Annotated in this window: 18 protein-coding genes and 1 pseudogene; 9 read left to right on the top strand and 10 right to left on the bottom strand. The window is 76.9% G+C overall.

Annotation, left to right across the window (positions count from 1 at the left end; all coding sequences use genetic code 11):
* The 3 genes and pseudogenes from BM414_RS29315 to BM414_RS11075 all read right to left on the bottom strand — a co-directional run.
* Positions 1-688 (bottom strand): annotated as a pseudogene (locus BM414_RS29315) (hypothetical protein); the annotation flags it as partial.
* Positions 689-799: 111 nt separating this feature from the next.
* A complete protein-coding gene (locus BM414_RS11080) occupies positions 800-1,534 on the bottom strand; it encodes an alanyl-tRNA editing protein (protein WP_093579493.1) in 735 nt (244 codons plus the stop codon).
* 66 nt (positions 1,535-1,600) lie between these two features.
* Positions 1,601-2,332 carry a type 1 glutamine amidotransferase gene (locus BM414_RS11075; protein WP_217644668.1) on the bottom strand — a complete coding sequence of 244 codons (732 nt, stop codon included), beginning with the start codon at positions 2,330-2,332 and terminating at the stop codon, positions 1,601-1,603.
* A 181-nt stretch (positions 2,333-2,513) separates the two neighbouring features.
* On the opposite strand from BM414_RS11075, the gene BM414_RS11070 reads away from it, so the two are divergent.
* The gene (locus BM414_RS11070) at positions 2,514-3,134 is read left to right on the top strand and encodes a hypothetical protein (RefSeq protein WP_093579492.1); all 621 of its coding nucleotides are present in this window, start codon (positions 2,514-2,516) and stop codon (positions 3,132-3,134) included.
* 48 nt (positions 3,135-3,182) lie between these two features.
* Here the strand turns inward: BM414_RS11070 and BM414_RS11065 are convergent, their stop codons facing one another.
* The 4 genes from BM414_RS11065 to BM414_RS11050 all read right to left on the bottom strand — a co-directional run bounded on the left by BM414_RS11065 (position 3,183) and on the right by BM414_RS11050 (position 9,025).
* Positions 3,183-4,259 (bottom strand): acyl-CoA dehydrogenase family protein, encoded by a 1,077-nt coding sequence (locus BM414_RS11065; RefSeq protein ID WP_093579491.1) that lies wholly within the window; start codon positions 4,257-4,259, stop codon positions 3,183-3,185.
* Positions 4,259-5,428: an acyl-CoA dehydrogenase family protein gene (locus BM414_RS11060; RefSeq protein WP_093579574.1), complete on the bottom strand. Its 1,170-nt coding sequence runs from the start codon at positions 5,426-5,428 to the stop codon at positions 4,259-4,261. Before BM414_RS11060 ends, BM414_RS11065 begins: the two co-directional genes overlap by 1 nt.
* A gap of 128 nt (positions 5,429-5,556) precedes the next feature.
* Complete coding sequence (locus tag BM414_RS11055) at positions 5,557-8,220, bottom strand: SpoIIE family protein phosphatase (protein ID WP_093579490.1); 2,664 nt, start codon at positions 8,218-8,220, stop codon at positions 5,557-5,559.
* Positions 8,221-8,227: 7 nt separating this feature from the next.
* Positions 8,228-9,025 (bottom strand): alpha/beta fold hydrolase, encoded by a 798-nt coding sequence (locus BM414_RS11050; RefSeq protein WP_245784643.1) that lies wholly within the window; start codon positions 9,023-9,025, stop codon positions 8,228-8,230.
* Between the two features lie 157 nt (positions 9,026-9,182).
* Here BM414_RS11050 and BM414_RS11045 point away from each other — a divergent pair, with 157 nt between their 5' ends.
* The 5 genes from BM414_RS11045 to BM414_RS11025 all read left to right on the top strand — a co-directional run bounded on the left by BM414_RS11045 (position 9,183) and on the right by BM414_RS11025 (position 15,438).
* Positions 9,183-9,899 carry a hemerythrin domain-containing protein gene (locus BM414_RS11045; RefSeq protein WP_245784642.1) on the top strand — a complete coding sequence of 239 codons (717 nt, stop codon included), beginning with the start codon at positions 9,183-9,185 and terminating at the stop codon, positions 9,897-9,899.
* Between the two features lie 415 nt (positions 9,900-10,314).
* A complete protein-coding gene (locus tag BM414_RS11040) occupies positions 10,315-10,992 on the top strand; it encodes a hypothetical protein (protein WP_093579487.1) in 678 nt (225 codons plus the stop codon).
* A gap of 41 nt (positions 10,993-11,033) precedes the next feature.
* Complete coding sequence (locus BM414_RS11035; protein ID WP_217644667.1) at positions 11,034-11,750, top strand: alpha/beta fold hydrolase; 717 nt, start codon at positions 11,034-11,036, stop codon at positions 11,748-11,750.
* A 108-nt stretch (positions 11,751-11,858) separates the two neighbouring features.
* On the top strand, positions 11,859-14,186 hold the full coding sequence (locus BM414_RS11030; protein WP_245784641.1) for a HelD family protein: 2,328 nt from the start codon (positions 11,859-11,861) through the stop codon (positions 14,184-14,186).
* Positions 14,187-14,241: 55 nt separating this feature from the next.
* Positions 14,242-15,438 (top strand): hypothetical protein, encoded by a 1,197-nt coding sequence (locus BM414_RS11025; protein WP_139245796.1) that lies wholly within the window; start codon positions 14,242-14,244, stop codon positions 15,436-15,438.
* Positions 15,439-15,583: 145 nt separating this feature from the next.
* Here BM414_RS11025 and BM414_RS11020 read toward each other — a convergent pair whose 3' ends face one another.
* Positions 15,584-16,804, bottom strand: a complete 1,221-nt coding sequence (locus tag BM414_RS11020; RefSeq protein ID WP_093579483.1) for a cytochrome P450 — start codon at positions 16,802-16,804, stop codon at positions 15,584-15,586.
* Between the two features lie 37 nt (positions 16,805-16,841).
* On the bottom strand, positions 16,842-18,539 hold the full coding sequence (locus BM414_RS11015; RefSeq protein ID WP_093579482.1) for an SIR2 family NAD-dependent protein deacylase: 1,698 nt from the start codon (positions 18,537-18,539) through the stop codon (positions 16,842-16,844).
* A 94-nt stretch (positions 18,540-18,633) separates the two neighbouring features.
* Here BM414_RS11015 and BM414_RS11010 point away from each other — a divergent pair, with 94 nt between their 5' ends.
* The gene (locus tag BM414_RS11010) at positions 18,634-19,716 is read left to right on the top strand and encodes an NHL repeat-containing protein (protein ID WP_093579481.1); all 1,083 of its coding nucleotides are present in this window, start codon (positions 18,634-18,636) and stop codon (positions 19,714-19,716) included.
* On the opposite strand, the gene BM414_RS11005 is transcribed toward BM414_RS11010, so the two are convergent.
* Positions 19,713-20,339, bottom strand: coding sequence for a hypothetical protein (locus tag BM414_RS11005; RefSeq protein ID WP_139245794.1), 627 nt, complete (start codon positions 20,337-20,339; stop codon positions 19,713-19,715). The two genes, BM414_RS11010 and BM414_RS11005, sit on opposite strands and share 4 nt — an antisense overlap.
* Before the next feature lie 236 nt (positions 20,340-20,575).
* Here BM414_RS11005 and BM414_RS11000 point away from each other — a divergent pair, with 236 nt between their 5' ends.
* Positions 20,576-20,926: a DUF1206 domain-containing protein gene (locus tag BM414_RS11000; protein WP_093579479.1), complete on the top strand. Its 351-nt coding sequence runs from the start codon at positions 20,576-20,578 to the stop codon at positions 20,924-20,926.
* Positions 20,923-21,762: a DUF1206 domain-containing protein gene (locus tag BM414_RS10995; RefSeq protein ID WP_093579478.1), complete on the top strand. Its 840-nt coding sequence runs from the start codon at positions 20,923-20,925 to the stop codon at positions 21,760-21,762. Before BM414_RS11000 ends, BM414_RS10995 begins: the two co-directional genes overlap by 4 nt.
* The last annotated feature ends 74 nt before the right edge of the window (positions 21,763-21,836 follow it).

Genomic DNA, 21,836 nt, shown 5'->3' with positions numbered 1-21,836 from the left:
GGGGCACCGCCGGCGGCCCGGCGTGCTCGGGAACCGGCGGCCCCACCGGCGGTCCGGCCGGCTCGACCACCGGGGGCACCGCCGGCGGCCCGGCGTGCTCGGGAACCGGCGGCCCGGGGGGCACGGCCGGCGGCCCGGCCGCCTCGACCACCGGGGGCACGGCCAGCGGCCCGGGGGGCACGGCCGGCGGCCCGGCATGCTCGGGAACCGGCGGCACGACGCGCTCAACCGCCGGAGTCGCGACGGGAGGCACGACGCGCTCAACCACCGGCACCACCGGTTCGACCACCGCAGGCGCGACGTACTCGATGACCGGAGCAGCCGGCTCCGGCGTCTCCGCCAGAACATCGACGACCGGCTCGACCACGGCCTCGACCACCGGCGCGGCCGGCTCGGTGACCGCCTCGTCCACCGGCGCCACCGGCTCGACCACAGGCGCCGGTGTCTGCGCGGGAACGTCGGCGACCGGGTCGGTCACGGGCTCGCGCGTCTCCGCGGCATCGTCCACGACCGGCGCAGTGGTGACCCCGTCGACCGTCGCGACGACACCCTCGGTCGTTCCCTCGAGCAGGGAGCCGGCGGGCGCCGGCAGGTCGTCGGCGGCACGCGCCGTGCCGGAGACCAGGAGGAGGAGTGCGTAGAGGCCGGCCACCAGGCAGGCGAGGAGGAGAGCCCGGGTGGGGCACACGGGAGCGTCCGCCCTGCTGCATCTCCCCCGTGAGGAGCCCCTCCGCACACAGGCAGACTAGAACCGTTTCCCCCAGTTCCGCCCCTTGAGCACGACGGCGAGGTCGCCGGCTCAGACGAGGCGCACCCGCAGCCGGCGGAACCCGCGCCCCTTGTTCTCCATCTTGACCACCTCGACGCGGCCGACCATCGCCGTCGAGGCCACGTGCGTGCCGCCGTCGGCCTGCAGGTCGAGACCGACGATGTCGACGATGCGGACCTGCTGGATGTCCGGCGGCAGCAGGTCGGTGGCCGTCCGGACGAGGTCGGGGATCGCGTACGCCTCCTCGCGGGGCAGCGTGCGCACCTCGATGCGGCGGTCGGCGGCGATCTCGGCGTTCACCGCCTCGGCGACCCGGTCCTTGAAGTCGGCGGGCACCTCGGCGAGGTCGAAGTCCATCCGCGCGGTCAGCGGCTCCATGTTGCCGCCGGTGACCTTCGCGCCGAAGTCGCGCAGGACGACACCGGTGAGCACGTGCAGCCCCGAGTGGGTGCGCATCAGCGCCGTCCGCCGCTCGTCGTCCAGGGCGCCGCGGACGGCGGTGCCCGGCGGCGGCACTGGGTCGCCCTCGACCGGGATCAGGTACAGCTCGTCGCCCCTGCGGGTCCCCGCGATCCGGGTCCGGACGCCACCCCACAGCAGCACGCCCTCGTCCGGCGGCTGCCCTCCGCCGCCCGGGTAGAAGGCCGAGCGGTCGAGGACGATGCCCTGCTCGGGATCGGTCGCGACGACGGTCGCGTCCCACTCCCGCACGGTGGCGTCGTCGAGGTCGAGGCGGTGGGTGTGCCCGTGCCGGTCAGCGCTCACCAGAGCATGCTGCCCCGGACGACGCCCCGCCGGGAGTCCCGGTCCGCCGTGACCACGGCTGCGGGCTCACGCCGCCGTCTCGTCCTCCGCCGTCAGCTCGTCGGCGCGGGCGAGGAACGCCTCGACCAGCCGGGCGCAGGCCGCGGAGGCCTCGGACTCCCGCTCGGCGATGTCCCGGCGCAGCCCCGGCACCAGCGCGGCGGCCTCCGGCGGCGGCGGGCCGGTCAGCTCCCAGGTCTCCTCCCACGCCGAGAAGGCGCCCGGGTCGATCTCCGGGTGGAACTGCATGCCCAGGTGCGGACCCGACACGAATGCCTGCACGGCGCGAGGAGTCCGGGCGACCTCGACCGCGCCGGGCGGCACGGTGAACCGGTCGCCGTGGTACTCGAACCACGGGCCGGCCGGCACGAGCGCGGGGTCGGCGGTCTCGACGTCGAGGAACCCGTGCTCACCGGCCGGCGCCTCGGACACAACCCCGCCGAGCACCCGCGACAGCGCCTGCCCGCCGAAACAGACACCGAGCACCGGCGTCCCGGCGTCGACCGCCTGCCGCAGGTAGGCGAGCTCCGCGCCGAGCCACGGCACCGTGTCGTCGTAGGCGGCCGCGCCCGATCCCATGACCACCAGCGTGCGCAGCGTCGCGGGGTCGGGCAGGTCGGTCAGCAGCGGCGAGGGCCCGACCGTCGTCCCGACGACGACCGTCAGTCCCTGCGCCTCCAGCGCCGGCCGGAGGGTGCCGACCAGGCGGTGCCCGCGGGAGGGGTCGGCGTCGTGGACGAGGACGAGCGCGGTGTGCACGGGTGCAGTATCGGCAGGCGCCTCTTCGACGCACTACGTCATGCTGCGTTACGAAGCGCACACGCTGGGTCGAGGACGTCCCTCCGCGTGTCGTCAAAGCCTCCCCGGGCGCCGTCGGCACGAGCAGGCTGTCGCCGCGGCGGTGCCGCACGGGCAGCGCCGCCCCCTGAGAGGAGCGGCCATGTACGCACGCTCGACCACCGTCGCCGGTACCCCGGAGAAGGTCGACGACGGGATCGCGTTCGTCTGCGACGAGGTCATGCCCGCGCTCACCCAGATGCGCGGGTGCGCGGGCCTGTCGATGCTCACCGACCGCGGCACCGGCCGGTGCGTCATCACCTCGTCGTGGAACGACGTCGAGGCGATGCGGGCCAGCGCCGACCAGGTGCGCGGACTGCGCGAGCAGGCCGCGGAGGTCCTCGGCGGCCCCGCCGAGGTCCAGGAGTGGGAGATCGCGGTCATGCACCGCCGGTCGGAGGCACCGTCGGGCGCCTGCACGCGGGTGACCTGGTGGCGCGCCGACCCCGCCGGCATCGACCGCGTCCTCGACGCCTACCGCACCGTCCTGGTGCCGCGGATGGAGGACTACCCCGGCTTCTGCAGCGTGAGCCTCATGGTCGACCGCGAGGGCGGCCGCGCCGCCTCCGCGGTGACCTTCGAGGACCGCGAGGACATGGACCGCGGCCGCGTCCACGCCCGGGCCACCCGGGACGACTTCGCCCGGTCCATGAAGATCGAGATCACCGACGCAGCCGAGTTCGACCTCGTGCTCGCCCACCTCCGCGCGCCCGAGACGGTCTGACCGGCCGTCCTCCGCCTCCCGCGCACGGGAGGCGGAGGACGAGGTCGCTCACACGACCGCGGTGACGGCGGGCCAGACGTCGTCGGGGCCCGCGGCGACCAGGGCCTCCCCGAGCAGCCGCGACCAGGCCAGCTCGGTGCCGGCCTCGTCGCGCCACGACCAGCAGCGCCGGGTGAGGTGGTGCAGCCGGTACTCCTGCGTGAAGCCGATCGCGCCGTGCACCTGGTGGGCCAGCTTGGCCACCCGCTCGACGGCCTCCCCCGCGCGCACCTTCGCCGCGGCCGCGGCCAGCGCGACGGTCGCCTCGCCGCGGCCGAGCGCCTGGACGGCGGCGTCGACCAGCGCGGTGGTGCTGGTGACCTCGCCGGCCATCTGCGCAAGCTCCATCTGGATCGCCTGGAACTTGCCCAGCGGCCGGCCGAACTGCTGGCGCTCGCCGGCGTACTGCACCGTCCAGGCCAGCACCTGCTCGAGCGCGGCCGAGATCTGCACCGCGCGGGTCAGCGCGTAGCGGGCGCGCACGTGCGCGGCCTGCGCCGGGGTCAGCAGCGCTCCGGGCACGCCGACGCCGTCGAGCACCAGGGAGCCGCGTGGCTCACCGGCCAGGTTCACCGCCGACGACGCGGCCAGTCCCGAGACGTCGACGACGGCCAGCACCGCGCCCTCGATCCCGGGCGGCGCCGCTGCCAGCACCGCAACGTGCTTCGCCACGCCGGCCCACGGCACGTCGGTGGCGGTGCCGGTGAGCACGAACCGGCCGGGGCCGTCGCCGTCGTCGGACGGCTCGGCGGACACCGTGCCGTCGACCGCGACGGTCAGCGGCTCCTCCGGCGAGGGCAGGTCGAGATCGGCGGCCACCAGCGCGGGACCGGCCACCAGCAGCTGCTCGGCCACCGGCACCGCGGCCGCGCCGGAGGCCAGCGTCCGCACGATCGCGACGGCGTCGGCCAGCTCACCGCCGGAGCCGCCGGCCTCCTCGGGCAGCCCGACGCCGGTCAACCCGGCCTCGGCCAGCGCCGACCACAGGCCCTCGTCCCACGGCCGCTCGGCGGTGAGCACGAACGGCTCGTGCCCGGTGAGGATCTCCCGGACGGTCTCGACCACCAGGTCCTGGTCGGATGCCATCAGCGCAGCCCCAGCCCTCGCGCCACGATCCCCTTCAGGATCTCGTTGGTCCCGCCGCGCAGCGTGTAGCCCGGCGCGTGCAGCTGTGACTCGGCCAGCGCCCGGCCCAGCGGGTCGGGACTGTCCAGCGACGCCGGGACGTCGACCACCCGGCGCACCTCGTCGACGACGTCCTGCTCGAACGTCGTCCCCATGTCCTTGACCAGCGCGGCCGGGATGTCGGGCAGCTCCCCGCGGTCCAGCGCCGCGGCGATCCGCAGCGACAGCTGGCGCAGCGCCAGCGCCCGCGAGGAGAGCCGGCCGAGCACCGCGAGCTGCGCGGGGTCGCCGGTGGCCGCGGCGCGGCGGCCGAACTCGGCCAGCAGCGGCCAGGTGGAGAGGAACCGCTCGGGGCCGGAGCGCTCGAAGGCGAGCTCCGCGGTCACCTGGTGCCAGCCGGCGCCCTCGGTGCCCAGCAGCATGTCGCCGGGGACGACGACGTCGTCGAACACGACCTCGTTGAAGTGGTGGCCGCCGTCGAGGATGCGGATCGGGTTGATGCTGATGCCCGGCAGCGACAGGTCGACCAGCAGCTGCGTCAGCCCCTGGTGCTTGCCGCGCGGTCCCTCACCGGGCGGGCCGGTGCGCACGAGCACGATCCCGTAGTGAGAGTGGTGCGCGTTCGACGTCCAGACCTTGGCGCCGTTGACCACGAAGTCGCCGTCGGCGTTGCGGGTGCCGCGGGTGCGGATCGAGGCGAGGTCGGAGCCGCTGTCGGGCTCGCTCATCCCGATCACGAAGTAGCACTCCCCCGCGGCGATGCGCGGCAGGATCTCCTTGCGCTGCGCCTCGGTGCCGTAGCGCAGCAGGTTCGGGCCCGACTGCCGGTCGGCGATCCAGTGCGCGGCCACCGGGGCGCCGGCGGCCAGCAGCTCCTCGGTGACGGCGTAGCGCTCCATCGCGGTGCGCTCGTGGCCGCCGTACTCCTTGGGCCAGGTCATCCCCAGCCAGCCGCGGGCACCGAGCTTCCTCGAGAACTCCGGGTCCACGCCGGACAGCCAGGTGTCCACGTGCGTGCTGAAGGTCCCGGCGGCGAGCTCCTGCGCGAGGAACTCCCGGACCTCGAGGCGGACGCGCTCGGCGGCCTCGGACGGCGGTGCGGGCGCCAGGGTCAACTGGTTGCTGCTCATGACGGACACGTCCCCACGTCGGCGTGGCAGTTGTCATCGTCGGTTGTACAGGTCACCGCCGTGTCCCACCCGCGCCCGGGGGTGTCGGATGTCCCACTCCGCCGCCAGCATCCGGACCGCGCAGGCCCTCAGCGGTCGTCGTCGCCGGGAAAGGCGTCGCGCGCGAGCAGGAGCAGCCCGTCGGCGACGTCGGCGGCCACCGTCGTGAGCCGGTCCACCGCACCGGTGACCAGCCGGCGCACCGCCGCGGGGTCCAGCCCGAGCACCGAGCCGAGCCCGGCGGCGACGTCGAGGGCCGGGAAGGCCACGGGCGGGGCGGGCGTCTCGGCCCGCTCGGGCGACCAGCGCATCGCGTCACCGGAGACGCTGACGTCCCCGCTGGCTCCCTCGAGGGCGTCGGTGAGGTCACTGCGCGCCTGGTCCACGGCCGCCTCCTCGTCCCCGGCCCCGGCGACGGGGCGGTGGCTGCGATGGTCCGCTCCGCCGCCGGGGGCCGCCAGGGGGTCGCCCACCAGCCGGGTCAGCACGAGCAGCGCGACGTCGTCGGCGCGGCGGGGACCGGCCAGCGCGTCGAGCAGCCGGTCGCACAGGGCGCCGGGATTGGCGATCCCCTCGCCGTCGGCCGACTCGGCGGCGGCGACGGCGCGGAGGCGGTCCAGCCCCGCGTCGAGGTCGGCGCTGCGGCTCTCGACCAGGCCGTCGGTGTAGAAGACCAGCGTCGCGCCCGGGGCCAGCCGGCCCGACCACTCCGGCGCCGGACCCGGCGGTGCGCCGAGGAGCCGGCCCGGCCGGACGTCGAGCAGCTCGGCCCGCCCGTCGGCGACCAGCAGCGGCGGCAGGTGCCCGGCCGAGGCGATCCGCAGGTCCCCCGTGGCGGGGTCCAGCCGGGCGAACAGCGCGGTGGCCATGCGCGGCAGCCCGAGCAGCGGCCAGCTGCCGTGCAGCCGGTCGACCAGCGCCGCCGGCCCCGGCAGGTCCACCAGCAGCGCCCGGTGGACGCTGCGCAGCTGGCCCATCGTGGCCGCGGCCGTCACGTCGTGGCCGACGACGTCGCCGACGGCGAGCGCCACGTCGCCGCCGGGCAGCGGGACGACGTCGTGGAAGTCGCCGCCGACGTCGGCGCCGCGGCTGGCCGGCAGGTAACGGACGGCCAGCGCGTACCCGGGCACCTCCGGCGGCTCGGGCGGCAGCAGGCTGGCCTGCAGCGTGTGGGAGGTCCGCCACTCCAGCTCGTAGCGCTGGGCGACGTCCATGCCCTGCGACATCTGCAGGGCCAGCTGCTCGGCGGTCTCGACGTCGGCCTCGGTGAACGTGCCGCGGCGCGCGTCGGCGCCCAGCGAGATCACCCCGAGCGGCCGGTTCTCCAGCACCAGCGGCACGCAGATGAGGTCGGTGAGCTCCAGCGCCCGGGTGACCTCCTCGTGCCGCGGGCTGGTGGTGAACCGGGCGAGCTCGGCCTCGTCCACGCCGCGCAGCCAGACCGTGCGGTGCTCGACCATCGCCCGCACGCTCGGGTGGGCGCCGTCGCGGCGGGGCAGGTGGACGTCGCGCAGCTCCTCGATCAGCGCGCGGCGCGCCGGGTCGGCGTGCGCGACCACCGGCTCGACCAGCCCGCCCTCGGTCAGCAGGTCGATGACGCACATGTCGGCCAGCCGGCTCACCGCCAGCTCGGCGAGCTCCCCGATCGTCTCGGTGACCCCGTGCCCGGCGGCCATGAGCCGGGCGGCGTCGAGGAGGAACGCCGAGCGGGTCGCCTGGCGGGCGGTCTCCTGGTACAGCCGGACCCGCTCCAGCGCCTGGCCGGCCTGCCGGCCGAGGGTGGCCAGCAGCTCGGCGTCGGCCTGCGGCAGGGAGCCGCGGGTTCCCGGCTCGGCCAGGCTGATCAGCTCGCTGTCGCCGACCACGCCGAGGACGAGCACGAGCGCCCCGAGGTGCCGGTCGTCGGCGGCCGACACCGGGACGACGACCACCGCGTCCTGACCGGCCCCGAGCAGCGCGTCGGCCAGCGCCGGCCAGGCCGCGCGCAGCCCCGGACCGACCGGCACCGTGCGCACCCCGCCGGTGCGCACCAGGTCCGCCCCGCCCCTCGCGGCCGCGGCCAGCTCGGCGAGCAGCGCCGGTGCCAGCCCGTCGCTGGCGGTCGGGGCCACCGGCACCGGCCGCTGGCGGGCGGTGGCCTCGGGCCCGGGGACGGCCAGCCACAGCCCGGCGCCGCTCGCCTCGACCGCCGCCCGGGCGCGGCGCACGACCACCTCGGCGACCTGCTCGGGCGAGCCGGCCGCGGCGAGCTCGGAGACCACCCGTTGCAGCGTCCGCGCCCGTGCCTCGGACTCGGTCGCGGACCGCTGCGCCGCCAGCAGCGCCCGCTCGTAGCGCCGGCGCGAGGTCGCCTCGAACACCGTGGCGCGCACCAGCAGCGGCCGGCCGCCCTCGTCGCGGACCTCGATGGCGTTGACCAGGCACGGCAGCACCGAGCCGTCGGCGCGGACGACGTCGAGCGCCGCCTCCCGCACCGCTCCCTGCAGGCGCAGCAGCGGCGCCAGGTGGGTCTCGTAGAACACCCGGCTGCCGGCGCTGAGCAGGTCGGGCAGCCGCAGGCCGCGGACCGCGCCGGGCGCCAGGCCGGTCCAGTCGCAGAAGGTCCGGTTGACCTTCACCACCCGCCCGTCGGGGACCAGCGACAGGTACCCGCACGGTGCGTTCTCGTAGAGGTCGGCAGGGTCCTCTTCCAGCAGCCGGGTGAGCTCCTCCGGCGGCTCGAGCCGGTCCCGGTGCGCTGGTGGGTCTGTCACGGCCGGATCAGTTGTCGCGCAGGAAGGCCCGGATCGCCGCGGCCGTCTCCTCCGGCGCGGACAGGTGCGGGCAGTGCCCGGTGGCGGCCAGCCGCGTGAAGACGCTGCCCGGGACCCGGGAGTGCACGTAGCGGCCGACGGGCTCCGGCGCGATGGCGTCGTCGGTGCACTGCAGCACCAGCGTGGGGACGCGGACCGCCGGCAGGTCGGCGCGGTTGTCGGAGAGGAAGGTGACCCGCGCGAAGTCGCGGGCGACGCGGGGGTCGGTGCGGCAGAAGCTCTCGGCCAGCTCCACGGCCACCTCGGGGTTGCCGGGTCCCGCGACCAGCGGGGCCAGCGCCGCCGACCACTGCGCCGGGTTGCTGTCGAGGGAGTCCAGGAGCGCGGCGACGTCGGACCGGCTGAAGCCGCCGGTGTAGTCCCCGTCGTCGACGTAGCGGGGGCTGGGCCCGACCATCACCAGGGCCCCGAAGCGCTCCGGCGCCGCCAGCACCGCGAGCACGCCGATCATCGAGCTCACCGAGTGCCCCACCAGGACGACGTCGGTCAGGTCCATCTCCCGGACGACCTCGACGAGGTCGTCGGCGTAGCCGCGCAGCGACCCGTGGCGCTCCGGGTCGTAGGCGGAGAGGTCCGAGCCGCCCGCGCCGACGTGGTCGAAGGTGACCACGCGGTGGTCGACGGCGAAGTCCGGCGCCACGGCCCGCCACATCGTCTGGTCGCAGCCGAACCCGTGGGCGAAGACCATGGGCCGGGCGGATTCCGGCCCCCTCACGCGCACGCAGTTCCGCGTGATCACGCTCACGCGACGACCGTAACGGACGGGGGCGTCCCTGTCCCCGTCCGGTGGGGTCCGGTCGCGCACGGACCCCTGTCGCCCCGCCCGGCGGGCTCCTACCCTGCCTTCGTACCGGACGAGATCGATCCGGTTCGACCTCCGCCCAGCCGCATCGAGGTGCCCCGTGACCGTCGCTCCGGCTCCCCCGCGTCCCGCCCCCGTCCGCCCCGCGACCACCCGGGCCGGCGACTCCCAGCGCGTGCTGCACCGGCTGGTCCGCCGCGAGCTGCGGCTGCTGGCCGAGCTGTCGGCCTGGGCCCCGGCCGGCGACGCCACGCGCTCGTCCGCCCTCACCCGGCACGCCGACCTGCTCGGCCGGGTGCTGCTGGGCCACCACGCGATGGAGCGCGACCTGCTGTGGCCGGCCCTGCTGCGCGCACTGCCCACCGACCTCGCCGATCCCGGGCGCGAGCGCGTCGCCGACTGGACCGCACGCTGCGCCGCCGTCGACAACCGGCTGCGCGACCTGTCCACCGCCGCCCGGCAGTGGGCGGTGGCCGGCACCCCGTCGGCCCGGGACGCCTTCGCCCTCACCTGCCTGGACCTGGCGGCTGCCGTGGACGCGCAGACCGCGGCCGAGGAACGGGAGCTGCTGCCGCTGCTGGAGGCGCACCTGCCCGCCCGCGAGTGGACGGCGATCGCCCGCGGCGCGCGGCCGGCGCTCAGCCCCCGCGAGCAGCTGACGGTGTTGGGGCTGGCCCTCGAGGACGCCGACCCCGCCGAGCGGGCGCGGCTGCTGTCGGGGCTGGGCCGGGGGACCCGGCTGGTGTGGCGGCTGGCCGGCCGGGCGCGCTACCGCGCGGCGGTGGTCCGGCTGCGAGGGGCTCCGCCCGATCACTGAGGGACGGAGCCGGAGAGCGGGCGCGACGACGGGCCCGCTCCCGGGTTCACCAGCGCGACGTCCCGCAGTCGCGGCAGCGCTTCTTGGCCGTGGTGGTGGCGCCGTGGCAGTTCGGGCAGGTCCAGGTCGCCCGCTCGGTGGGGCGTTCGGTCGTGGTGGTGCTCATGGGTGTACTCCCCTGTCGTCCGGGAGCCCCCGACGGTAGGCAGCCGGGATGACGGGGAGGTGTCCTGCGGGTTGCGGGACGCTCCGGTCTCCCCCGACTCCGCCGCCGTTCCGCCACGGGGCACTGGGAGGGCACTGGGACGCCGGTGCAAGCGGGTCCCCCAGTCGTCGTCCAGTCCCGCGCAGGTGGTGCGCGGGAGCGTCCTCGCAGCGAGCCGGGACCCCGGCTCCCGACCGAGGAGACACTGCCGTGACCCGCACTGGTTCCCGCCGCACCCGCCTGACCCGCGCCCTGCTGCGCACCGCCGTCCCCGCGACCGCCGTCGCCGCCGTGCTCGTCACCGCCGGCCCCGCGTCGGCCGGCGGCCACGACCACAACGCCTACGACACCGACGCCAACGGCTGGATCGACCTGTACGCCTTCGACGACAGCGGCGACCGGTACGAGGACACCTGGGCCGTCGACTGGGACGAGGACGGCTACGTCGAGCAGGTCGCCGTCGACACCGACCTCGACGGCTGGGCCGACACCTTCGCCTTCGACAGCGACGAGGACGGCTACGTCGAGGAGGTCGGCGTCGACACGACCGGCAACGCGCTGCCCGACGTGTGGGGCGCCGACTCCGACCTCGACGGCTACGTGGACGCGGCGGCCTACGACGTCGACGACGACGGGTACGCCGACTGGTCGGAGGCGATCGCCCCGACCTCCTACGCCTACGCGTCGGTCACCTACGTCTTCGCCGAGGCCGACGGCTGGTCCTACTGGGAGCTGTCGGTCGAGTACGGCTACGGCCTGACCGCCGGGCACGGGTCCGACGACACCGGCATCGAGGCCCCCGGCACCGGGACGCTGCAGATCACGGGCAACACCGCCGACGACGACGCGGTGACCGACGCCCTCGAGGAGCTGGCCGGCCTCTTCTGAGGCCGGCGATGAGTTCCCGGGCCGGCGCCGGTCGGGAGGACGTGGGCACACCCTTCCTCCTCCTCCCCGGCGCCGGCGGCCGTGCCTGGTACTGGCACCGGCTGGTCCCCGAGCTCGAGCGGCGGGGACACCGCGCGGTCGCCGTCGACCTCCCGGCCGACGACGACGCCGCCGGACTCGCCGACTACGCCGCGGTGGCGACGGCCGCGCTCGACGACCTGGGCGCGGACGGGGACGCCGTCGTGGTCGGGCAGTCGATGGGCGGGCTGACCGCGCCGCTGGTCGCCGCCCGGCGGCCGGTGCGGCTGCTGGTGCTGCTCAACGCGATGGTGCCCCGGCCCGGGGAGACCGGGGGCGACTGGTGGGACGCCGTCGGCCAGGCCGCCGCCCGGGCCGAGCTGGCCCGCGAGCAGGGCCGGCCCGAGGACGGCGACCCCGACGCCGACTTCTCCCACGACGTCCCGCCGGAGGTGTGGGCGGCCGGTGCCGAGCACGCCGGCGACCAGTCCGGGACGCCGTTCGGCGAGCCGTGGCCGCTGGCCGCCTGGCCGGACGTGCCCACCCGGGTGCTCGCCGGGCGCGACGACCGCTTCTTCCCCCTCGCGCTGCAGCGGCGGGTGGCCCGGGAGCGGCTGGGCGTGGAGGTGGACGAGGTCCCCGGCGGTCACCTCTGCGCGCTGAGCCGGCCGGACGCGCTGGCCGGCGCCCTCGACGCCCTGGTGGCGCAGACCTCGCCCCGACACGCGGGCGGGACGTGACAGGACGGGGGAGAAAGGCGCAGGATGGTCGATTGCCGCGTGCGCCAGAATGGCGTACGAAATGGCACCGAGAGCGAACTGGCTCCCATTCTAGCAGAGGGAAGTGCATTGCCGGCCACCCCGTCCGACGTCGTCCCCGACCCCGAACTGGCCTGCGAGCAGGAGTACGTCACCGACCTCTACGCCCGCCTGGACGCCGCCCGCGAGCTGGCGGAGCGCCGCTGGCGCCAGGCGATCTCCTGGCCCGCCGTCGACCCGCAGGCACTGCAGGAGCGCGACGCGACCGTGCGCTTCCACGGCGAGCGGATGGTCGCCTTCGACGCCGCCGAGGCCGGGCTGTGCGTGGGCCGCATCGACCGCGCCGACGACGGCGGCGCGCTCTACGTCGGGCGCATCGGCCTGCCCGGCGACGACTCCGCGCAGGACCCCGCGCTGGTCGACTGGCGGGCGCCGGCCGCGCGTCCGTTCTACGTGGCCACGCCGGTGCACCCGCTCGGGATCGTCCGGCGCCGGCACATCCGCACCCGCGGGCGCACCGTCGTCCGCCTCGACGACGAGGTGCTGACCACGGGACTGGCCGGGTCCGGGCTCACCGGCGAGGCCGCGCTGCTGTCGGCACTCGACGCCTCCCGCACCGGGCGCATGACCGACATCGTGCGCACCATCCAGGCCGAGCAGGACCGGGTCATCCGCAGCGACGCCGCCGGCGTGCTCGTCGTCCAGGGCGGACCGGGCACCGGCAAGACCGCCGTCGCGCTGCACCGCGCGGCCTACCTGCTCTACACGCACCGGGAGCGGCTGGCCCGCCGCGGCCTGCTCGTGGTCGGCCCGACGCCGACCTTCCTGCGCTACATCGCCGACGTCCTGCCCTCTCTGGGCGAGACCGGCGTGCTGCTGTCCGGGCTCGGCCAGCTGCGGCCGGGCCTGGACGCGCGCGGCGAGGAGTCGCCGGAGACGGCGGCGGTCAAGGGCCGGCTGGAGATGGTCGACGTGCTGCGCGCCGCGATCGCCGGCCGCCAGGTGGTGCCCGACGGCCCGCGCGAGGTCGAGATCGACGGGTTCGCGCTGCGGCTGCGGCCGGTCGACGTCACCCGCGCCCAGGCGGCCGCGCGCCGCGCCGACCCGCTGCACAACCTGGCCCGGCCGTTCTTCGTGCGGCGGGTCGTCGACACGCTGACCAAGCGCTACGCCGACCGGCTCGGCCGCGACGTGCAGGCCGGCGCCGGGCTGCTCGACCGGGAGGACGTCGCCGCCCTGCGCCGCGAGGTGAGCGAGGACCCCGGCGTGCGCTCGCTGCTGGCCGAGCTGTGGCCGGTGCTCACCCCGGAGCGGCTGCTCACCGACCTGTTCGCCGACCCTGCCCGCGTCGCCGAGGCCACGCCGGGCTGGTCCGACGCCGACCGGGCGCTGCTGCACCGGCCACGCCCTTCTCCCGCCCACCCGGCGCCGTGGACGCCGGCCGACGTCCCGCTGCTGGAGGAGGCCGAGGAGATGCTCGGCTTCGACGACAGCGCGCAGCGCGCCCGCGCCGACCGGGACCGGCAGCGGGCCCTGCACCGCGCGCAGGAGACCCTCGACGTGCTGCACGGCTCCCGGTCGGTGGACCTCGAGGACGAGCACCTGGAGGCTGAGGTGCTCAGCGCCGGCGACCTGCTGTCGGCCGAGGACCTCGCCGACCGGCAGCGCGAGCTGGACCTGCGCACCACCGCCGAGCGGGCCGCCGCCGACCGCACCTGGACCTTCGGGCACGTAGTCGTCGACGAGGCGCAGGAGCTGTCCCCGATGGCCTGGCGGCTGCTGGTGCGCCGGTGCCCGACCCGGTCGATGACCGTCGTCGGCGACGTCGCGCAGACCGGCAGCCTGGCCGGCGCCGAGCGCTGGGACGCCGTCCTGCGCCCGCACGTGGGCGACGCGTGGCGGCTGGAGGAGCTGACCGTCAACTACCGGACGCCGGCGGAGGTCATGGAGGTCGCCGCCGACGTGCTCGCCGCCACCGGCACCGGGCTCACCCCCCCGCGCTCCGTGCGCACCGGCGGCACGCCGCCGGTCGCCGAGGTGACCGGGGAGGCCGGGCTCGCCGCGCGGGTGGCCGAGGTGGCCGCGGACCTCGCCGGAGGGGAGGGGACGACGGCGGTGCTCGTGCCGCCGAGCCGGCTGGCCGACGTCGTCGCGGCGCTCGGTGCGCTGCGGCCGGACGTCCAGTCGGGGCCGGGCGCGGACTCCTCGCTGGGGCCGGTCGTGCTCGTCCCGGGCGAGGCCAAGGGCCTGGAGTTCGACTCGGTGGTGGTGGCCGATCCGCAGGGGGTGCTCGACGAGGGCGTGCGGGGGCTCAACGACCTCTACGTCGCGCTCACGCGCGCCACCCAGCGGCTCACCGTGCTCTCGCCCGGCCCGCTGCCCGCGGTGCTCGACCGGCTGGCCCCCGCGGTCGTGTAGCCGGTCCCAACCGCAGCGGCAGTGGGGCGCAAGCGCGCTCCGGAGGGTGGACGGCGTGCCCCACTCCCGACTGCTGCCCCCGCTCGCCCTGGTCGCTGCCGCACTGCTCGCGCTGACCGCCTGCTCGTCCGGGACGGTGGCCGGCCCGCCGTCCGATGCCCCGGTGGCCGAGGTGGCGCGGACCACCGTGACCGTGCCGGGCAGCGGCCCGGCCGGGGACCACACCGACGCGCGCGGCGCCTTCGCCGGGCCCGACGGCACCACGCTGGTGGTGCTCGCCGGCGCAGACGCCACGCGGGGCGACGACAGCGCCCCCGGTGCCGCGGTGGCCGTCGTCGGCGCGGACGGCACGACCGTGCCGGCGTCGGCGGAGCTGGCACCGGGTTCCCGTCCCGACACCGCCTACGGCTGGCAGGGGCAGGCGGTCGTGGCCGGGCTCGTCTGGCCGGGAACGGGGCCGATCGGCTACGGCCTGCAGGTCGTCGACTCCTCCACCGGGACGCCCGGCGCTCCCCTGCCCGTGGCCGTGCCCGGCGACGTGTCGCTCACCGGCTCGGCGGCCGCGCTGGGTCCCGACGGCGTCCTGTACGTCGCCGTCTCCCGCAGCGGGGGCGCGCCCGTGCTGCTCGCCGTGGACCCCGCCACGGGGGCGGTCCGGGCCTCGGCCGAGGTCGGCGTCGACGGGGTGGCGCCGTCGCCCGCGGAGGTCGCGGACCTGGTGATCGCCCCGGACGGCTCCCGCGTGGTCCTGACCGTGACGGCTCCCGGCGCGGAGCGGTTCGCGCCGTCGCGCACGCTGCTCGTCACGGTGGACTCGGACCTCGCGCCGCTGCGCGCACCGGTCGACCTCGCGCCCGGCTTCGTGCGCTCCCTCGCCGTGGACGCGGTGGTCGCCACCGACGGCACCGTCTACGCCGTGGTGCGCGGCTCCGACGCCGACCGTGTCGACCGCGAGTACGTGGTGGCCGTCGGCCCGGACGCGACGGCGCCCACGGTGCTCACCGGCGACGACTTCCGCGGCACGCCGGTCACCGAGGTCGCCCTCGACGGCACGACGCTGTGGGTGACGCTGCAGCAGGAGGCGGATACCGCCTCGGTGCTCGCCGTCGACACCCGCACGGGAGAGGTCGGGGCGCCGCTGGGGCTCTGCGACGAGATGGCCGGCAGGCTCCTCGTCGGCGCCTCCGGCACCGTCGCCGTGGCCGCGCAGTGCGATGGCGAGGCCGTGCTCTGGTGGCTCGACCCCCGGTGACGCCCGGCGGAACTCCTCCCGCGTCAGCTCGTGCTCTGCCCACTCCTGTGGGCAGAGCACGAGCTGACGCGGGGACCTGCCCGGTCCCCGCTCCTTCGAGCTCTGCTCCCGTGTGTGGGCAGAGCTCGACTGCGCGTGGAACAGCTCAGCGCGGGCGCATCACCACGCCGCTCGCGGGGCGGGCCGGGATCCGGCGCAGCGAGATGGTGAGGTCCTGGTCCGGTGCGGGGTCCGCCTCGAGCGCCGCCAGGCGCGGCGCCAGCGCGGCGAGCAGCGCGACGGTGATCTGCTCACCCGGGCAGCGGTGGTTGGTGCGCGGGTCGCCGCCGCCCTGCGGCACCAGGTCGAACGCGCCGATCTCGCGGCCGAGGAAGCGCTCGGGCCGGAAGGTGTAGGGCTCCTCCCACAGCTCCGGGTCGTGGTCCTGCCCGTAGATGTCCAGGAGCACCATCGCGTTCCTCGGGATCGTCTGCCCGCCGAACTCCAGCCGCTGCGGCGCCCGGCCGCCGATGAACGGCGCGAACGGGTAGAACCGCCGCACCTCGTGGGCCCACGCCTCGGCGAACGCCGGGTCGGCCTCGGCCAGCCGCTTGCGGTAGTCCGGCCAGCGGGCCAGCGCGTGCCCGGAGAAGGCCATGAACCAGGCGCAGGCGGTCGTCGGGCGGATGACGTTGAGGAGCTCGACCGCGGCCACCCGCGGGTCGAGGTGCTCGCCGTCGGCGTCCCGGTGCCGGACGACCGTCTCGAGCACCGAGCCCGTCGGCGTCGAGAGCCGGCCCGAGCGCACCTCGCGGACGACCGTCGCCAGCCAGCCCTCGCGGCGGCCGCGGGCCCGCCGGGCGCGCCAGTGCCGCGGCCCGCCGGTGGCGAACCCGTCCACCATCGCGAGGAGGTCGGCGGTCAGCGCCGGCACCTCGGCGTCGTCGAGCGGCACGCCGGCCCACCGGGTGACGGCGCCGGCGATCACCCGCGCCGACTCGTCGAAGACGACGAACTCCGGACGGGCGGCCCACTCGCGCGCCGCGTCATCCCAGGCGGCCGTCGTCCTGCCGACCAGCGCGTCGATGCCGGCACCGTCCATGAGCACCGCCACGAACATCGCCTTGCGGACCCGGTGCGCCTCGCCGTCGAGGGTGTGCACGGCTCCCTTGCCGAAGAGCGTGCCCTGCACCGGCTCCGGTATGGCGTGCGCGCGGTGCACGTGGTCCTCGTCGTAGAGGAACCGCGCCGCATCCGGCCCCTGGATGCCCACCGCGGGCAGTCCGCCCAGCCGCGTGCCGACCGCCTGCCTGCCGTGGGCCCGGCGCAGGTCGGGCAGCCAGCCGTAGCCCTTGGCCAGCAGGGCGATCGAGTTCTCGAGACGCATGGGTCCCGCCTTCCCCCGGCGGGGACGGGCCAACCGCTCAGCCCGGGCGCTGGGCCTGCAGGCGGTCGTCGCGCGGCTCGGTCGCGACGTCGGCGGGCTCCTCGCCGGAGGTCCCGTCGTCCGAGCCGCCGTCCGGGCCGCCGTCCGGGCCGCCGTCCGGGCCGCCGTCCGGGCCGTCGTCCGGGCCGTCGTCGCGCCGGCCCGCCGAGCGCCCGGCGCCCAGCCGGCGCAGCAGGGCGGCGACCTCCCCGGCCGCCGACGGCGTCCCCGCGCCCTCGGGCATGACCTCGGACACCCCCTGCAGCGCGTCGGCCAGCGCCTGCTCCCCGGCCGACAGCATCCCGCGGTACGCCGGGTCGAGCAGGTAGCCGGTGGGCGGGGTGGACAGGCAGCCGATGAGGTCGAGCAGCACCTCCAGCCGGCGCGCGGCCTCCGCCGGCGGCGTGTCGCCCCGCGCCATCGCCACCGTCTCGACGTCCTGCTCCCACAGCCGGCTGCGCGCGGCGTCCTCCTGCAGCGCGAGCACGGTGCCCGAGGGGTTCCGCGGTCCCCGGTCGGACCCCTGCACGGCGCTGCGCACCTGGTGGGCGATGCGGATCAGGTCGTCGTCGAGCATCGAGGTGCCCACGAACAGCACGTGCCGGGTGAGCAGCAGCGAGTGCAGGACGCCGGCCAGCGCGGCCCGCGAGTCGCCCAGCTGCAGGTACTCCTCCCGCGTGAGGACGACGCTCTCGGGGTGCGCGGCGTCCCCGTGCAGCTTGAGCAGCCACGGCCGCCCGGGCTGGGCCTCGTCGTAGGGCAGCACCGACAGGTCGCGGCCGATGTCGGCGGCGGCGAGCTCCACCAGCGGGTCGTAGTTGGTGGTCACGAACTCCTGCACGGGCAGGTCGGCGATGAGCGCGTGCGCCAGCGCGTACGGGCCGGGGCCGAAGCGCTCCTGCACGAAGTCCTCGAGCCGCTCCCGGCCGAGCTCGCGGGCCAGCAGCGCCGCGGAGTCCTGCGGCGGCAGCCGGGACAGCCCCTCGCGCAGCTCGCCGTCGAGGCCCGAGTGCCCGGCCAGCTCGTCGAGCAGCTGCTCCCAGGTGGGCAGCCCGGCCGCCGCGCTGACCCCCGCGCCGATGAACAGCGCCAGCTGCCCGCGGCGCGCCCGCTCCCCCAGCTGCTCGGCCAGCGTCCGGAGCGGGTCGGGCAGGTCCCAGCCGGCGGTGTCCTCGCGGCGGATGCGCTGGGCGGCGGCCAGGTCGCTGGGCCCGCGCAGCACCAGCGCGACGTCGAAGCCGTGCTCGTCGGCCGCCTCGCGCAGCACCGGCAGCAGCTGCTGCAGCAGGTCGCCGCGCCGCCCGGCCGCCCCGCCCCAGCCGGTTCCCAGCGCCGGCAGCCCGACCAGCCGCCGCGCCCGGCCGTGCACCGGCTCGGCCACCTCCCGGCGGGCGACGGCGGCCAGCGCCTCGCGGGCACCGTCGAGCAGCCAGCTCAGCCCGCGGCCGCAGTCGTCGACGGTGTCGAGCAGCCAGGCCCGCCGCAGACCGGTCCCGGGGACCTCGAGCACCCGCTCGTCCCCGTTCCACGCCAGGTCGACGCACACGCCCTCGGCGTCCTCGTCGGTGACCAGGTCGTCGGGCAGCAGCGCCCGCCAGCTCCGCGCGATCCGCAGGGTGCGGCCGGTGGGCACGAGCACGTCGTCGCAGGACAGGCGGGTGAGGTCGGCGCCGACGACGAAGACGTGTCCACTCACGCCCGCTCCCCTACCCACCGCCCCGACGGCGGAACGGCGGCGGCCTCAAGCGGCCTGCAAGCCCGCCACGAGGCGCCGGCCCGAGGGTGGCCCCATGCCCCGCCGTCGCCTGCCGATCGCCCTGCTCGCGCTCGCCGCAGCGGCACTCCCCGCCTGCACCTCGACCGTCGGCGGGCAGGGCAGCCGGGGCGACGCCGCCCCGCTGGCGGTCCTCACCTCGACCACGCCTCCCGGCAGCACGGCGGGCCTGGTCACCGGGGTCACGGTGACCGGCGAGGAGGCGCTGCTGCTGGTCGCCGACCCCTACGGCGGCACGGGGCTAACCGTCGTCTCCCCCGTCACCGGCGAGGTCACCGGGGAGGTGACGCTGCCGCCCGACACCCGCGCCGACACCGTGCTGGTCAGCGGCGGCGAGGCCCTCGTGGCGGGCGAGTACGGGTCGGTCTACGGCCTCGGCCGGGTCGACCCCTCGCTCGGCCGGTCCACCGGGTCGGTGCCGGTCGCGGGCTTCTCCGCCGACGCCACCGACACCGTCGCCGCCGCGACCCCCGACGGCGGGCTGCTGGTCGGAGTCGAGCGGTCCGGCGGCGCTCCGGTGCTCGTGCTCGTCGACCCCGCCACGGCGCAGGTGACCGCCACCGCGGAGCTCCCGTACCTCGGCGGGGGCCGGATCGGCGTCGAGGCGGTGGCCGCCGCACCCGACGGCTCGGTGGTCGTGACCGCGGTGGTCCCCCACGACGACGGCGACAGCACCACGGCGGTGCTGGTGCGCCTCGGCGCCGACCTCGCGCCGGCCGGCGACCCGGTGGTCCTGCCGCACGCCGAGGGGGCGGCGCCCGGCGGGCTCGCCGTGGGACCCGACGGCACCGCCTACACGGTCGTCGCCGCCGACTCCGGCTCCGCGGCGGTGGTCGCGGTCGCCCCGGACACGGCGGAGGTGCAGACGCTGCTGCCGGTGGACCCCGCGCCGGCCGCGCTGGCCGTCGTCGACGGGGAGCTGTGGGTGCTGCACGACCGGGTCGTCCTCAGCCGCGTCGCCCCCGACGGCGGCACCGCGACCGGGGAGCTGTCGCTGTGCGACGACGGGACCGCCGACGGCCTCGGCGTCGCCGGCGACGGCTCGCTGGTCGCCGTGGCCACCTGCGGCCGGGCGACGGTCTGGCGGGTGGGCCGCTAGGCGCGCGGGATCCCGCAGCCGCCGCCCGAGCAGGCGCAGCCCGCGCAGCCGGCGGCACGGGACGGCTCAGGGGTGTTGGCCACCGAGCGCAGGCCGGCGGCGGCGACCAGCAGCGGCACCGCCGCGAGGCCGGTGGCCAGCGCGGCGACCACCGTGGCGACGGCGGCGGCGCGGTCGGCGCCCTGGGAGGCGAGGGTGCCGGCGAGGAGTGCGCCGACCAGCACGGTCCACACCAGCAGGGCCGCACCGGCGCGGCGGGCGGCGCCCCCGCGGGCGAGCGCGACGGCCGCAGCGGCCAGCAGCGACAGCGGCACACCGACCAGCAGGACCCAGCCGGTGGCGGCGGCCGATCCGACCGCCACGGCGACGGCGGCAAGCCCACCGGTGACGGCGGCCGCGCCGGCGGGTACCGACCCCGCGCGCAGCAGCCCGGCCCCCCGCGCGGCGGCGAGCAGGCCGAGCCCGCCGAGCAGCAGCCGGGCGCCGAGGTCGCCGGTCAGGACGGCGACCACCGCGAGCACGACCAGCACGACGCCGAGGGCGGCGCGCAGCGGCCACGTCCGGCGGGCGGTCCCCCGCTCGGTGCGGAGGGGTGCGGGTGCTGCCGTCGTCGCGTTGGCCACGCCGCCAGTGTCCCGCACCCGGGAGCGCGCCCGGCGGACCGGTCCGGTGCGTGCGTCGCTCCCCCCGGCCGCGGCGCGGGGCGCGGCCGGGACGAACGGGGAGGACGTGGCCGACGACGGGGCGCCGCTGGCCCAACGCGCTGCCCGCAGCCCGGCGCTGCGGCACACCGCCCGGGCCGGGCTGCTCGGCTACGCGCTCATCCACCTGCTGGCGCCTGGCCGGCGCTGCAGCTGGCATGGTGGCCCGGGCCGCGCCCGCGCTCAGCACGCTGGTCCACCGGTCCGGCCAGGTCGGGTTCGTGCTCGAGGGCGTCGCGCTGGTGCTGGTGGGCGCGGTGGTGACCTGGGCCGCGGCCACGGTCGACGCCGACAGCGCCACCGGTCTGGACGGCGCCCTGCGCACGCGGGCCACCGGGCCGCTGGGTCCAGCGCTGCTCACCGTGGTCGCCACGGGGCTCGCCGCCTTCGCCGGGTACCTCCTGGCGCGCCCGCGCCCCGGTGGGCTGATCGCCGACCGGGCACGGGGGCCCGCGCTGTGCCAGGCTGGTCCGTCGCAGCAGGGGGAGCCGAGAGGAGGCCTTCCATGAGCGGTCCAGGAACGGCGATGGGCGCGGCCGGCCGGGCGGGCGACAGCGACGCCCTCGAGAACCTCGCCCGGGTGGGGCTGATCGCCTACGGCGTGGTGCACCTGCTCATCGCGTGGCTGGCGCTGCAGCTGGCCTGGGGCGGCGGCGGGCAGTCGGCCGACCAGTCCGGCGCGATGGGCACGCTGGCCGCCTCGCCGGTCGGCAAGCCGCTGCTGTGGGTGCTGGCCATCGGGCTGGTCGCCCTCGCGCTGTGGCAGATCGCCGAGGTGCTGCGCTGGCGGTCGGGCTGGTCGGCGACGGGCGAGGCCCGCAAGCGGGCGGTGAAGAAGACGGTCAAGGCCGTGGCCAAGGCCGTCGTGTACGCGGCGCTGGCGTTCACCGCCTTCCGGTTCGCCACCGGCAGCGGCTCGTCGAGCTCGGCGCAGCAGCAGCAGACCGCGGCCGGTGTGTTCGGCTGGCCCGGCGGTCGCTGGCTGGTCGGGCTCGTGGGGCTGGTCGTCATCGGCGTGGGCGTCCACCACGTGCTCAAGGGCGTCAAGAAGAGCTTCCTGAAGGAGATCGACCTCGCCTCCGCCCCGGCGGGCGCGGAGCGCACCGTGACCCGCCTCGGCCAGGTCGGCTACCCGGCCAAGGGCGTGGCGCTGGGAGTGGTGGGTGCACTGCTCGTCTGGTCGGCGGTCACCTTCGACCCCGCCAAGGCCTCGGGTCTGGACGGCGCGCTGCGCACCGTCCTCGACGCCCCGTTCGGCAAGGCCCTGCTCACCCTCGTGGCCCTGGGCATCGCCGCGTTCGGCGCCTTCTGCTTCGTCCGGGCGCGCTACCCCGAGCGCACGTAAGTGAAGGACCCCCTCCTCCCCACCCCTCGCAGGCTCGGGGCGGGCCCCGGGAGGGGGCCACGGGCCCGCCTCGA

The organism is Geodermatophilus amargosae (assembly GCF_900116515.1).
Classification (GTDB): Bacteria; Actinomycetota; Actinomycetes; order Mycobacteriales; family Geodermatophilaceae; genus Geodermatophilus; species Geodermatophilus amargosae.
The sequence above is the reverse complement of the archived record's forward strand: the minus strand, read 5'-3'. Positions and strand labels throughout refer to the sequence as shown.

Bases quoted from the DNA above. Each gene is read 5' to 3' on its own strand.
- BM414_RS11070 (WP_093579492.1), top strand. From the start codon at position 2,514: ATGTACGCACGCTCGACCACCGTCGCCGGTACCCCGGAGAAGGTCGAC.
- BM414_RS11065 (WP_093579491.1), bottom strand. From the start codon at position 4,259: ATGGCATCCGACCAGGACCTGGTGGTCGAGACCGTCCGGGAGATCCTC.
- BM414_RS11060 (WP_093579574.1), bottom strand. From the start codon at position 5,428: ATGAGCAGCAACCAGTTGACCCTGGCGCCCGCACCGCCGTCCGAGGCC.
- BM414_RS11020 (WP_093579483.1), bottom strand. From the start codon at position 16,804: ATGCGTCTCGAGAACTCGATCGCCCTGCTGGCCAAGGGCTACGGCTGG.
- BM414_RS11010 (WP_093579481.1), top strand. From the start codon at position 18,634: ATGCCCCGCCGTCGCCTGCCGATCGCCCTGCTCGCGCTCGCCGCAGCG.
- BM414_RS11000 (WP_093579479.1), top strand. From the start codon at position 20,576: ATGGTGGCCCGGGCCGCGCCCGCGCTCAGCACGCTGGTCCACCGGTCC.
- BM414_RS10995 (WP_093579478.1), top strand. From the start codon at position 20,923: ATGAGCGGTCCAGGAACGGCGATGGGCGCGGCCGGCCGGGCGGGCGAC.